We start from the raw sequence: 13,012 nt of genomic DNA, 5'->3' as shown, positions 1-13,012 counted from the left end.
AATTTTTTACCTCTTCTATTTTGAAAACCATTCTATTTCTTCACGATACAACGCTTGCTACGCCTAGAGGTGCCGAACTCACCATTGGAGAACTTTTTACACTTGGTGAACAAAAAAACTTCAACGTACTTCTAGATTATATCAACGATTTTGAAAAGACAAAACGACTTATTTCCGAAAGCGATCTTGTTGTTTTAAACAGTACTTCGCGCTGCAATTTCGAAAAAGAACTTGTAAAACACCTCATTTCAAGTGAGATCCCTTATATAAAAGTAGAGTACGACTATAATTTTTGTATCCGAAGAAATATACTGTGTACGGTCGATCCGAAAGTGAGAAGTTGTTGTGACCCCGATAAGTTTCACCTTTTCCGAAAATTGTTTGCAGGAGCCGCACTCAATGTGTTTCAATCTCCCAAACACTATGAATCCCACTACGATTTCTATGGAGAAGCCGTGGCGAACAAACTCATTATGCCTCCTACTGTCGATGTTTCCAAATTAAAGCCTTCGGAAGAAAAAATAGCTGACACCATTCCATTTTTTGGGGATCTGAATTTCTTAAAGGGAGGACACGAATTTGTAACCTATGCCGAAACACATCCCGAAATGAAGTTTACCGTGTATGGACGAAACCGATTGCGACGTGAGATGCCTGCAAATATGAGTTTTCACGATCCGATTCCCAACACCGAAGTACTCGAAATTTTAGGAAAAACAAAACAATTTATCTGCAAACCCGTCTGGCCCGAACCTTCTGGCAGGTTGGCAGCCGAAGCCTTTCTTTCGGGTTGCGAAATGCTTGCTAACGATCGCGTAGGGACTTTTTCATTCGATTTTTACCCCAATAACAAAGAACAGGCCATTGCCGAAATGCAACAGGCCCCCGAAAATTTTTGGGAGGCGGTCGAAACCATTCTCGATGGCGCCAAAAAAGTGAAAGCTCCAAAACTGGGCAAGGTCTTGGTCTATAAAAGCTATGGCGGATTGGGAGATATTTTCTTTGCCGTTCCGGCCATCTATAAACTCGCTGAGGTTTCGGAGGAACTTCATTTTGCAGTGGCACCTAGATTGGTCGATTTCTTTAGCAAACACCTTAACGTAAAAGTGGTCAATGAAAAGGAAGTTCGCGAACAGGAAGACCGCTACGATCATATTTACGAATTTGGCAATTATCCGGCCTTTAGGGGCTATGATCTGCCGCACGCTTTAAAGTATCCTACCCACCGGAAGGTAAAACAACATGCCATTCAGCATTATATAGATACAGCGGCAAAACTTCATCTGGATATCGATAACCATTTGGAAGGCTATCCGTATTTCAAGTCGGAAAAAGATTTAAAAAATCCTTATTTCGTAGTGCATCATGGGGCAGGCTTTCTGCTGAAAATATGGCCCACCGACAAATACGCTCGGCTCATTGAAAAACTATCTGATATCTATCCGCATTTGGGTTGTAAGATCATTATGGGGCCGGACGACCCCGATATTGCCTCTCATTTTACCAAAGAGATGCCGCATGTGAAGTATATCACCGGGGGCATGGTAGACGTAGGTGAAGCTATGGAAGGCGCACTATTCCATATTGGTAATGATGCCGGGATTACCCATGTGGCCGGCAGTTTTAATGTGCCTTCGGTGGGGATTTACGGTCCTACCGGCCCGGGAAGCTGGGGCAGTTTCGCGGAACACAATGAACTCATCTGGGGCAAGAAAGGCGTATGCGCCATTCGCTGTAACTACGATGTGATTCTTAGCTGTGAACATAAGATCTGTTTGAATTCGGTGACGGTGGACAGAGTCTTGGAGGCAGTCTATAAGGTGATCGAAAGGGCCTATCCTAACCAAAAGACCACCTTAAAATTAAATCCGCAGGCACAATTTGAATTTTCCGAAAACGATTGTTTAATTCGATTGGGAGAGCAGGAACTCTTGCTGGAATATCACGACAATGCCATGCGGAAAAATATAGAAACCCTGCTTCTGAAAAAGGAGGAGACTGGGATAGAAGACGGTGATTTTAAATTGGTGACCGACGTGCTTAAACAGCAACACATCCTGTTTGAAGTGGCTACCTTTCGCCGATAATTGAAGAACTTTTGACTATCTTTCGGCTTCAAAAAAGTTGCCATGATTTCAGAAATTATAAAGACCCGAAGGGCTGTTTTTCCTGCTCAGTACAATAACGAACCCATTTCAAAAGAGGAAATTCAACACCTACTCGAAGCGGCCAATTGGGCACCTACACATAGGCGCACCGAGCCCTGGCGATTTAAAGTGATACAGGGTGAATCACAAAAGCGCTTTGCCGAATTTCTTTCAGAAACCTATAAAAATAAAACTGAAAACTTTTCAGAATTCAAGTACAAAAAGTATCGGGAAAATCCGGTAAAAGCGGCCTGTATTATCGCCATTTGTATGCAGCGAGATCCTGCCGAAGCCATCCCCGAATGGGAAGAAATTGCGGCAACGGCCATGGCGGTACAAAATATGTGGCTCACGGCACATGATATGAACATTGGCGCCTACTGGGGCTCTCCGGGTATTGTAAAATATATGAACGCCTTTCTTCCTATGGAACCGGGCGAACGCTGTCTTGGTTTATTTTATTTGGGGAAGTACGATGGTACCCTCGAAGAAGGAACCAGAAAGACATCTATCGAGGAGAAAACGGTATGGCTTTAAAACAACAACTCCCAGTTCATAAAAACCTTATACACAAACAGTCCTAAATACACCACCGTAGCCATAAACTTGATAAAGGTGGAGGCTAAGAATCCTATAAACGATCCCAGCGCTGCCTTAAAGGCTTTGGGGCCTTCGGTTTTGTTAAACAGAAGCTCACCTACCAATGCTCCTGCAAAAGGGCCAATCAATATACCAAAGGGGATAGGGGCAATAATTCCAATGATCAATCCAATAGTGGTGCCCCAAGCACCCGCCTTGCTGCCCCCAAATTTTTTGGTTCCTATGGCGGGAATGATATAATCCATGACGTAAATGCCAATCGCCACAATCCCTGTGAGCACAATAAATACCCAATCAAAGGGAATAGAAGGAGCCAAATGCAAGACGAGCAACCCGAGCCAACTTATAGGAGTGCCCGGTATAACAGGAAGGATACTTCCCAAAATACCTACCAGCATTAAAATTAAACCAAGAAGGAGAAGTGCGATGTCCATGAATATCCTATAAGACCCCTAAAATACAAATACGTTACAATTTTATAACTAAAAAATTAGTTCAAACTAAATAATTAGTTATATTTGTCACACTGAGCCTGTCGAAGTGTGAACGAAGTACAGCCGAAGGGTCTCATTTTAGTAATAGCAAATAATAGATTTATGAAACAACTCACCAAAGCCGAAGAAGACATCATGCAGATCCTTTGGGATCTGGGCGAGGCCAATGTGGCCGCTATCATAGACGAATTTCCCAATCCCAAACCTGCTTATAACACGGTTTCTACCATTGTACGTATCCTTGAAAGCAAGGAGTTTGTGGATTACCGAAAGGAAGGGCGAGGGCATATCTATTTTCCGAAGGTGACCAAGAACGACTATAGCAATCAGACGCTCAACAAATTGGTGGACGGCTATTTTCAAGGCTCCTTTAAGAGTATGGTCTCCTTTTTTATGAAGAAAAACGACATCAGCATCAAAGAGATGGAAGCCATCATGAAAGAAATTAATAACGGAAAGAAATGATACATTATATCTTACAAACCTTGGCGTTTCAGCTGCTATTTTTAGTAGTGTACGATCTTTTTCTGAAACGGGAAACCTTTTTTAATTGGAATAGGGTCTACCTTTTGATCACTCCAATACTGAGCTTTTTACTCCCGTTGATACAAATTGAGGCTATTCAGCAAAATATTCCTGAACAATTTATCATTCAGTTGCCGGCGGTCATTGTAGGCGGCACTGCTTCGGAAGGGATTACTGCTGCCGAAACCACTGCGTCGTTTTGGAATTTCGGATGGGAATCCCTTTGGTTATTTGGAGTCGCCATCAGTTTGCTTTTCTTCAGTTTTAAATTGTATAAAATATTCAAGCTGAAAAATTCAGGAACCCGCACGCAGTTCGAAAAATTAAAATTGATCATCCTCCCAAAATCCGATGCCGCCTTCTCCTTTTTCGATACAGTTTTTTTGGGCGAAACCCTTTCAGAAACACAAAAACAAAACATTCTCTTACACGAACGCGTACATATTCAGCAGTATCATTCGGTAGATTTGCTATTCTTTGAAGCACTTCGTATAGTTTGTTGGTTTAACCCCTTGGTCTATGTGTTTCAAAATAGAATGGAACTGCTTCAGGAGTTTATTGCAGACGATAAGGTAGCCTCGCAAAAGGACAGGAGTTCCTACTATCAAGACCTGTTGTCTCAGGTTTTTAAAACCGAAAAAATTTCATTCATCAATACCTTTTTCAATCATTCATTAATTAAAAAACGAATCCTTATGTTACAAAAATCAAAATCAAAGAAAATCTTTCAATTAAAGTATTTAGTACTCATTCCTGTAGTTTGCGGGATGTTGGTCTATACTTCCTGTGCCCAAGAAGCAGAGGGAAGTGCCACGGCCACCACGGCCGACTATACAACAACTTCGGCTTCAAAAAGTGAAGTAATTCAAAACATCGAAGCCCTAAAGGAGTCTATTGCTGCCAAGGGAAATTTATCTTCAGAAGAAGAAAAAGCGCTAAAGACGCTTATGGTATTAACTTCAGATGAAGGCATGAACAACCTGCATTTCGATGCCGTAAAAGACCAGATCGAGATTCCGTTTGGGGTGATCGACAAGGTGCCTGTCTATCCTGGTTGTGAAGGTCTTGACGCTGAAGAAACCAAAAAATGTTTTATTCAGAAGATCTCGACCTTTGTAGGGGATAATTTCGAACTGAAGAATCTAAACAATACCGCCATATTCGGGAAGCAGAAGATCATGGCTACTTTTGTGATAAATCGCGAAGGAGCAGTGGTGGTAAAAGACATTAAGGCCGATCACGCCGAATTACAGGCGGAAGCACTGCGAACCTTGAATCTATTACCAAAAATGATCCCGGGAGAACACCAAGGGAAAAAGGTAGCCGTGCAATATGGTTTGCCCATTGTATTTATAGTAGAATAGTATTTTTAGTGATTTTTTAGAAGAGATGCCCGGGTGAAATTCATCTGGGCTTCTTCGTTTTATAGAAGGATGCTACTTACAGTTAAAAATTGTAATTTTCAGTTTTCTAATCGGGCGATGAAAAACTGCTTTTTAATCATACTTCTTTTTGGGTGGGTGACCTCTTGCCAATTTTTTGAAACTGAAAAGATTTCGACCGAAACCTTTTATGAAGAAGAACTAAAAACCATCAACTGGCAAGATGTAGATCAATACCCGGCCTTTTCACAATGTGAGAACACTTCCGAAAAGTTAGCGCAGAAGGCCTGTTTTGAACGTGTATTATCCACTAGGATTTATGAATATATCGACTCAAAAAAAATAGTGGCGCAACGAGAACTGAACGATACCGTTTTTCTAGACTTTAGTATTGATAGAGCTGCTACGCTATCGGTAAACCAAATAAAAATGGACAGTTTGTTGCAAAATGAATTCCCTAAAATGGAACAATGGCTTCAGGAGAGTGTGGATTCAGTTACCATCGTAGCTCCCGCTTTTAAACGGGGCATTCCGGTAAAAACCGAGTTTAGACTTCCAATTATTATTAAAACACAGGAACTATAGATTCAATTTATATCCTAAGGTGATATCCACCGGAGTTTCACCATTGTTATCGATGGTCAAAGCCACAATATCGTGGTATGCCAAGGTAATATAACCGTTACCTAATTTGTAATCAAATCCAATTCCGAAGGCACCGGGAACCTGAAAGCTAGTACCGGAACCATAAATATCGGATATTTCGCCATTGTTATCCAAGATGATTTCATTTCGGCTCACGCTGGTAAACGTAGCTGCTTTGACATTGACAAAAGCATCGAATTTCTCCGACTTGACAAACTTGAATCGGTAGCTAAACGAAAGCTGAGAAGAAGAGAATTTATAATTTGAACTTTCTATCAATTGTTTAAACTGAAAGACTACCGAATGCCGTCTTAGCTGTACTTCATCCATCAGTTCAAAATCTATGCCCAGCGAAGGAAGATACTCGTTATTGGGATTATAGAAATACGCATTGTTAGACATGCCAGCAAAAACACCAAGCCTTGTTTGTATCCTGAACTTGATCGCTTCATACGTAAAATTAGGATCCACCTTTTTATTATAGGCAACAAAATATTCCCGAAGCCCGGTCAGCGTAAGTTTCAATTTATCGGTCGAGAGTGGGGCGTCTTTGGTCAATAATTTTAGTACATCCTTGAATTCTTCCTGATAACCATCTGCTCCTCTCGTATTTTTCAGTTCGGCGATGGTGCTTCCCTGTTTGGCAAAATAGCGATATTCTTCATTGATCGAATTCCAAAGTAAGGATAGCGTACCGTCCACTTCCGTTTTTAAGGTATAGGTTTGTCCGTCAACAGTATATTGCTGTTGCGCCTGAACCGTAGCGATGCATCCTAACATCAAAAAGGCAAAGAGGGTGTGTAGGTATTTCATAAGGGCTTGATTTAGTACGGTTAAAGGTAAAAAATTAATTCAATTTATATGTTTTTTATGTGTACGACCTTTCCATTGGTAGCTTCCGGTGAAACTTCCTAGGACAACACAGACAGTTATTACCGGATAGCAAAGCACACTCAACAGGAAGGATACGAACGGAACTTTTCGTGTGAAAAAGGCAGCTGTTCTGGACAGGAATATGAAATCTACCAGCAGCTTGGCTCCTAAAAATGCAGCATAATAGGGAATTAGCTCATGCTTGATAAAACAAAGCAGCAGACCCAGTACTACCAAAAGATTTGCTGCAAAAACAATCAATCCCAGGGCTGTGGTTGCCAGGTTCTTTTGTTTCGAAGTTTTTGAAGCCCACCGAATGCGTTGTTGTACAAGCTCCGTCCATTGTCTACAAGGTTGCGTGAAGACGATGGCTTCTTTCGATTTTAGAAATTGAATGTCCTTCGGAAAAGCTTGCTTCATTTTTTCCAATATAAAAATATCATCACCGCTCGCAATATGATCGTTTCCGCCAAAGCCATTTAGCTGTTCAAAGGCATCTTTTCGATAGGCCAGATTAGCGCCATTGCAAAGTAGAGGGTTATTTAAGCCGAAACTACCCATTGCAACTCCCTGCAGGCTCCAGCCATCCATTTGCTGATATTGCTGAATAAAGGCTCTGTTCGAAGCATAGCCCACCGGGCCGGCGATACACTTCGGTTGGTGTTTTTGAATGAATGCGTCGTATTCCCGAAGCCAATACTTCGGCACCTGGCAGTCGGCATCGGTGGTGAGTATCCATTCGTATTTGGCTTTCCGAATACCCGTAGTTATAGCGTCCTTTTTCGGGGAACCACTAGTCCGGATATTGGAAAGCACCTGAAATGCTAACTCGGTTTCGGTTTTTAGTAGCTCCTCTATAAGTGCCACCGAAATATCTTCCGAGGCATCGTCGACAAAAAGCAGTTCAAATTGTGCTGCGGGATACTTCAGTTTTTTAACCGATTCTAATAAAGCAGGCAGATTTGCAGCTTCATTTCGGAAAGGAATAACGATTGAAAACCGATTCTTAGTTGTTTTTTCTTCAGAAATAAATTCGGTTAATTGAAGCGTGCCCACCAATAGCAAACCCATGGCGATAAGATATACTAACCCGATGATCATTAGTGCCAAAGTCATGATCTGTTAGGTTTGTACGTGATTACATAAAAACTACCAATGAGGGACGGGATTACAAAATTGAGAATCCACATGGCCAGAACGGTACATAATACAGTGAGTTCGGGGACTCCCGCTAACGAAAACAACCAGACCGCTACACCTCCGCGAACCACCACGTCCAACAAAAAAAGTGTCGGTATCACCGAAGCCAATAAATACATCGCAAAAATAAGGGGATAGGCCTGTGAAAACGCGATATCGGCTTCAAAAAAATGGAGAATTTTTAAAAACAGATAGCTAAAACACAAATAACGGCCGAGTGAATAGATCAGGGTTTTTTGTTTAATCGGCCTTGGTAATTTTTTGAAGTATGTCAGTATATTCTTTATCGAAAGTCCTTTGATTAGCATTTCTTTTTCTTTTAAAAGAAAACCAACAATTCCGAGTAGGAGCAGGGCTGTAAGAAATACCGCAATGTGGAGCGTTGAAAAGGAAAGACTATAGCGTGAAATCACCAAAAGAAGTCCGATACTTCCAAAGAGCAGGGTAGTGGTCATTTGTGCCGCATTCGAAATAAAATTCAGTAGCAACACCTGTTTTCGTTTGTCTGGAGGATAAAAAAAGACTTTCGCCCCGTAGTCGCCAATCCTATTTGGGGTGGCCAAAGAAACGGTTAATGAGGCAAGACTTTGTTTGAATGCTTCAAAAAAACTAATATTTTTTACGGGAGCTATAATGGTTTTCCATTTTAGTATTTCCAAGGTCCAATTCACGGCCGCTAAGACTATAAACAGAAGAATAGTCCAGCTTCTTTCGGGATGCAGGGATCGAAAAAAAGTGTCCAGTGTCTGTGATTGGGTATCGATAACCTTTGTATAGATATACCAAAAAGTAAGCCCCAAGATGAAAACCTTTAGGGTAACCAACAGATATTGTTTAGATTTGTGAGATAGGGCAAACATCGAAAACGAAAGTACTACTTTTTGACTGTTTTTGTAAAATGTGCGCGCTACTGAAAAATGAATTCTGAAAAAATTATTTTAGGAATTGATCCCGGAACAACCATTATGGGCTTCGGACTCATAAAAGTGGTGAAGAAAGAAATGCAATTTATGCAGTTGAACGAATTACTCCTTACCAAATACGATGATCATTACCTAAAACTGAAGCTTATCTTTGAGCGTACCATCGAACTTATCGATACCCATAAACCCGATGAAATTGCCATTGAAGCGCCGTTCTTCGGAAAAAACGTTCAGTCCATGCTCAAATTAGGCAGGGCACAGGGTGTGGCCATGGCGGCCGGACTCTCACGACAAATTCCCATCACCGAATATTCTCCCAAAAAAATTAAAATGGCCATCACCGGAAACGGAAATGCCAGTAAGGAGCAGGTTGCCAAAATGCTTCAGAGTCTATTAAACTTGAAAGAATTGCCTAAGAATTTGGATAGCACTGATGGCTTAGCAGCCGCAGTCTGTCATTTTTACAATGGAGGCAAATTACAAATAGGCAAGAATTATACGGGCTGGGCTGCCTTTGTAAAACAAAATGAAGGAAGGGTGGATAAGTAGTGAGTAGTGAATTGTGAGCAGTGGGCAGTGAATTGTGAGTTGTTCGAAAAAAGTATTTTACTTAACCATTAACCATTAACCATTAACCATTAACTATTAACCCAACCGTGTCAGGTATTTATATCCATATCCCCTTTTGCAAGCAGGCCTGCCACTATTGTGACTTTCATTTTTCGACTTCTCTGAAAAAGAAAAGTGAGTTGGTGGATGCGTTGTGTAAAGAATTAGAGCTTCGGAAAGGAGAACTGAAGGAAGAAGTTCAAACGGTTTATTTCGGAGGAGGAACACCCTCTTTATTGACTTCCGAAGAGCTTCAACAACTTATGGATGCCGTTTATACATATTTTAAGGTTTCACAAACACCCGAGATTACCCTCGAAGCCAATCCCGACGATCTCACACTTCAGAAAATAAAACAACTTGCAATTAGTCCGATAAACAGACTCAGTATTGGAATACAATCTTTTTTCGAAGCAGATCTCAAATGGATGAACCGGGCACATACTTCCACCGAAGCCCTTGCATGTATTGCGATGGCAAAACCTTATTTCGAAAATATCACAATCGATCTTATTTATGGAATTCCCGGACTAAGTGTGCAACGCTGGTTGAAAAATATTGAAATGGCCATTTCCCAAAATATACCTCACCTATCTTGTTACGCCCTCACAGTGGAGCCAAGGACCGCCCTCGATTCGTTTATTAAAAAAGGAATCGTAGCTGCAGTTGATGATGAGCTATCACAGCAGCACTACGAGCTATTACTTTCAGAAATGCAAAAGGCGGGTTATGAAAATTATGAGTTTTCCAATTTTGGAAAGGATGGATTTCATTCGCAAAACAACACGGCCTATTGGCAGGGAAAACCGTATTTGGGTATTGGCCCTTCTGCACATAGTTATGACGGGACAACGCGGAGTTGGAATGTGCGGAACAATACAAAATACATAAAGGGAATCCAGGAGGGCCTGCTCCCTTTAGAGCGTGAAACTCTTTCTAAGACCGACAAATACAACGAGTATATCATGACGGGTTTGCGTACCAAATGGGGCGTCTCCTTGGAAAAAATAGTAACCGACTTCGGAAATGAATTTGAAATCTATATACTGAAACAGGCCCAACAACTGCTTGAAAAAAAGCTGCTCGTCTTGGAACACAATACCCTGTTTGTCACAAAAAAGGGAAAGTTTTTAAGCGATGGGATTGCAGCCGATTTATTCTTAGTAAATTTAGATACCTAAAAAATAAGTATTGAAAGCGACTTTCAAAATTAAGGAACAACTATTCACTGTGGATCTTTCTAAACCTCTGGATATTTCAATTCCGTTGGAAGCTTCGAAAGACAATCCGGAGGCATGGTACTTGGATGCTCCAAAAATAGAACCGGTCAAATTGGACGATTGGGTTGGAAAGGTGAGTGAAGGGGCTGCGGTCAATTTCAACAGTATTTATTTCAATCCGCATGCGCACGGTACACATACCGAGTGCGTGGGACATATTTCGGAGGGGTTTCATTCGGTCAATGAGGCTTTGACAGAGTTTTTCTTTTTAGCCGAAGTCATTTCAGTAGCACCCCAGACCGTTGGGGATGATCAAATAATTCCGAAGATTGAATTACTCGACCTTTTAAAAGGAAAACAACCCGAAGCACTTGTAATTAGAACGCTGCCCAACACCCATGCCAAACGAAGCAGAAAATATTCGAATACCAATTGGCCCTACCTGCACGAAGAGGCTGCCCAGTATCTAAAAGAGCTGGGGGTAAAACATCTGCTGATCGATTTACCATCGGTCGATAAAGAAAAGGACGATGGATTATTGCTCGCGCACAGAGCATTTTGGAACTACCCACAAGCACCTCGATATGAAGCCACCATTACCGAATTTATCTACGTGCCAAATGATGTAAAGGACGGTTCTTATTTATTAAATCTCCAAATCGCACCCTTTCATAACGATGCCTCTCCCAGCAAACCGGTGCTCTATAAATTTCTTTAAATGAAAAATAGTCTAAAAATTGAAGAACTTGCCCAGCTTGGATTGGGCATCTTCCTGTTTTCACAATTGAGCTATGCCTGGTGGTTATTTCCGGTTTTTTTGCTGGTTCCCGATATTGGAATGATAGGTTATCTTGTAAGTCCGAAACTGGGGGCTTGGACCTATAATCTCTTGCATCACAAGGCTATAGGCATCACTTTCATGGTGTTGGGAATGCTGTATTTGGGCGATTTATATACATTTGTAGGAATTATCGTATTTTCCCACGCCAGTATGGATCGTATTTTCGGATATGGTTTAAAATATCCCGACAGTTTTAAAAATACACATCTGGGTAAGATTTGAACGAAAACGTATGGAATTACTTTTTATAGGATTGGCTGTTGGCGCGATTGTCGCCTTTTTCTTATTCGCTCGATTTTCGGGGGGTCGGAAGAAGGAGCGGACTTCTACGCAATCGGTAATTCTAATGGAGAAGATTCGCTCGGTGTGCAAGTTCATTACAGTGGAAGGCGATTTTTCTGAAATTTACCATTATGAGAACCTAAAGGACAAATGGTTCAACCTGATCTTAGGAAAGAAAAAGGCCCTTATCCTCATTGAAGCAAAGGCGCATATTGGTTTCGATCTCACGAAAATACAAATGGAGGCCGATACCAAAAAACAGCTCATAAAACTTACTAATTTTCCGCAACCGGAATTGCTTTCCATAGAAACCGATTTCAAATATTACGACAAAAAAGAAGGCTGGGCCAATCCCTTTACGGCCTCCGACCTCACCGAAATCAACAAGGAAGCCAAACAGCATATTGTCGATAAGATTCCGGGAAGTGGACTTTTGGAAGAGGCTTCGGAACAGGCTTTGGACACCATAAAATTGATGGAAAAACTGGTAGAGACCATTAACTGGAAATTGGACTATTCAGCCTTAGAAATTCCGGAACGCAACAACGAATTGCTTTCAACTAAAAGAAGAAAATGAATCGTTTGCTCACATATTTGAGTTTTTTATTTTTAAGTGTTCCCGCATTTTCACAGGACTACGAACGTATTGATGCTACTATTTTATTATATCCGAAAACCTTCGATACGCCCGAAGCCCTGTCAAAATTCATCACCCGCGATTTTGTAACCGATGAGGAAAAGGTAAGAGCCATTTACAGTTGGATTATTCAGAATATTGCCTACGAACCCGACGAATACAAACAGTTCGATTTTAAATTTAAAAACTACAGAGAACGCAATCAAAAGGAGCAGAAAACCCGTGAAAAGGTAATCGAACGAACACTTAAAAAGGGAATTGCAGTTTGTGAAGGCTATGCAATGCTTTTCGAAAAGCTCTGCGAACTACAAGGAATTTCGAACTATTTGGTGCGAGGGGATACCAAATCTAATTTTAACGACATTGGTAGGTCCTTTGCTAAAAACCATATGTGGAATGTGGTCTATATCGATGACAAACCGTATTTGTTCGATCCCACCTGGGGTGCCGGCCGGTTCAATGGGAAGTTTATAAAGGAACCCAGCTATTTCTATTATAAAACACCCCCGCAGTTATTTTTTAAAACACATTACCCGGAAATGCTGGAAGATGCCTATATCGACAATATTGTGAGTCGGGAGGTCTTTTCTGCCATGCCCTTGATCATTTCCGAAAAATTGAGAATAGAGGATGT

General features: G+C 41.2%; 15 protein-coding genes. 11 read left to right on the top strand and 4 right to left on the bottom strand.

Going from position 1 to position 13,012, the window contains the following annotated elements; translation table 11 throughout:
* The first annotated feature begins 20 nt into the window (after positions 1-20).
* Both K8F54_RS00765 and K8F54_RS00760 read left to right on the top strand, forming a co-directional pair.
* The gene (locus K8F54_RS00765) at positions 21-2,087 is read left to right on the top strand and encodes a glycosyltransferase family 9 protein (RefSeq protein WP_290785665.1); all 2,067 of its coding nucleotides are present in this window, start codon (positions 21-23) and stop codon (positions 2,085-2,087) included.
* Positions 2,088-2,129: 42 nt separating this feature from the next.
* Positions 2,130-2,684: a nitroreductase gene (locus tag K8F54_RS00760; RefSeq protein WP_290785662.1), complete on the top strand. Its 555-nt coding sequence runs from the start codon at positions 2,130-2,132 to the stop codon at positions 2,682-2,684.
* Here K8F54_RS00760 and K8F54_RS00755 read toward each other — a convergent pair.
* The gene (locus tag K8F54_RS00755) at positions 2,681-3,181 is read right to left on the bottom strand and encodes a DUF456 domain-containing protein (protein ID WP_290785659.1); all 501 of its coding nucleotides are present in this window, start codon (positions 3,179-3,181) and stop codon (positions 2,681-2,683) included. The genes K8F54_RS00760 and K8F54_RS00755 overlap by 4 nt on opposite strands.
* A gap of 162 nt (positions 3,182-3,343) precedes the next feature.
* Here K8F54_RS00755 and K8F54_RS00750 point away from each other — a divergent pair, with 162 nt between their 5' ends.
* From K8F54_RS00750 to K8F54_RS00740, 3 genes are all read left to right on the top strand, one after another.
* The gene (locus K8F54_RS00750; protein WP_290785656.1) at positions 3,344-3,706 is read left to right on the top strand and encodes a BlaI/MecI/CopY family transcriptional regulator; all 363 of its coding nucleotides are present in this window, start codon (positions 3,344-3,346) and stop codon (positions 3,704-3,706) included.
* Positions 3,703-5,130 (top strand): M56 family metallopeptidase, encoded by a 1,428-nt coding sequence (locus K8F54_RS00745; RefSeq protein ID WP_290785653.1) that lies wholly within the window; start codon positions 3,703-3,705, stop codon positions 5,128-5,130. Before K8F54_RS00750 ends, K8F54_RS00745 begins: the two co-directional genes overlap by 4 nt.
* Positions 5,131-5,247: 117 nt before the next feature.
* Positions 5,248-5,733, top strand: a complete 486-nt coding sequence (locus K8F54_RS00740) for a hypothetical protein (protein ID WP_290785650.1) — start codon at positions 5,248-5,250, stop codon at positions 5,731-5,733.
* On the opposite strand, the gene K8F54_RS00735 is transcribed toward K8F54_RS00740, so the two are convergent.
* From K8F54_RS00735 to K8F54_RS00725, 3 genes are read right to left on the bottom strand one after another with little or no spacing between them, the layout of a single operon-like run.
* Complete coding sequence (locus K8F54_RS00735) at positions 5,728-6,606, bottom strand: hypothetical protein (protein ID WP_290785646.1); 879 nt, start codon at positions 6,604-6,606, stop codon at positions 5,728-5,730. The genes K8F54_RS00740 and K8F54_RS00735 overlap by 6 nt on opposite strands.
* 39 nt (positions 6,607-6,645) lie before the next feature.
* Positions 6,646-7,782: a glycosyltransferase gene (locus tag K8F54_RS00730; protein ID WP_290785643.1), complete on the bottom strand. Its 1,137-nt coding sequence runs from the start codon at positions 7,780-7,782 to the stop codon at positions 6,646-6,648.
* Positions 7,779-8,690 (bottom strand): lysylphosphatidylglycerol synthase domain-containing protein, encoded by a 912-nt coding sequence (locus K8F54_RS00725; RefSeq protein WP_290785640.1) that lies wholly within the window; start codon positions 8,688-8,690, stop codon positions 7,779-7,781. The genes K8F54_RS00730 and K8F54_RS00725 overlap by 4 nt, the downstream gene beginning before the upstream one ends.
* A gap of 93 nt (positions 8,691-8,783) precedes the next feature.
* Between K8F54_RS00725 and ruvC the strand changes: the two genes are divergently transcribed.
* From ruvC to K8F54_RS00695, 6 genes are all read left to right on the top strand, one after another.
* On the top strand, positions 8,784-9,338 hold the full coding sequence (gene ruvC, locus K8F54_RS00720) for a crossover junction endodeoxyribonuclease RuvC (protein ID WP_290785637.1): 555 nt from the start codon (positions 8,784-8,786) through the stop codon (positions 9,336-9,338).
* A gap of 107 nt (positions 9,339-9,445) precedes the next feature.
* Positions 9,446-10,579 (top strand): radical SAM family heme chaperone HemW, encoded by a 1,134-nt coding sequence (gene hemW, locus K8F54_RS00715; protein ID WP_290785634.1) that lies wholly within the window; start codon positions 9,446-9,448, stop codon positions 10,577-10,579.
* A gap of 10 nt (positions 10,580-10,589) precedes the next feature.
* The gene (locus tag K8F54_RS00710) at positions 10,590-11,336 is read left to right on the top strand and encodes a cyclase family protein (protein ID WP_290785631.1); all 747 of its coding nucleotides are present in this window, start codon (positions 10,590-10,592) and stop codon (positions 11,334-11,336) included.
* The gene (locus K8F54_RS00705; protein WP_290785628.1) at positions 11,337-11,681 is read left to right on the top strand and encodes a DUF4260 domain-containing protein; all 345 of its coding nucleotides are present in this window, start codon (positions 11,337-11,339) and stop codon (positions 11,679-11,681) included.
* 10 nt (positions 11,682-11,691) lie between these two features.
* Positions 11,692-12,318 carry a DUF4230 domain-containing protein gene (locus tag K8F54_RS00700; RefSeq protein ID WP_290785625.1) on the top strand — a complete coding sequence of 209 codons (627 nt, stop codon included), beginning with the start codon at positions 11,692-11,694 and terminating at the stop codon, positions 12,316-12,318.
* Positions 12,315-13,012 (top strand): transglutaminase domain-containing protein (locus K8F54_RS00695; RefSeq protein WP_290785622.1); only part of this gene is annotated, 698 nt, incomplete at its 3' end. The genes K8F54_RS00700 and K8F54_RS00695, both read left to right, overlap by 4 nt.

Origin of the sequence: Altibacter sp. (genome assembly GCF_019913785.1) — a bacterium.
Classification (GTDB): Bacteria; Bacteroidota; Bacteroidia; order Flavobacteriales; family Flavobacteriaceae; genus Altibacter.
This window is presented reverse-complemented; position numbering and strand designations above follow the sequence as displayed.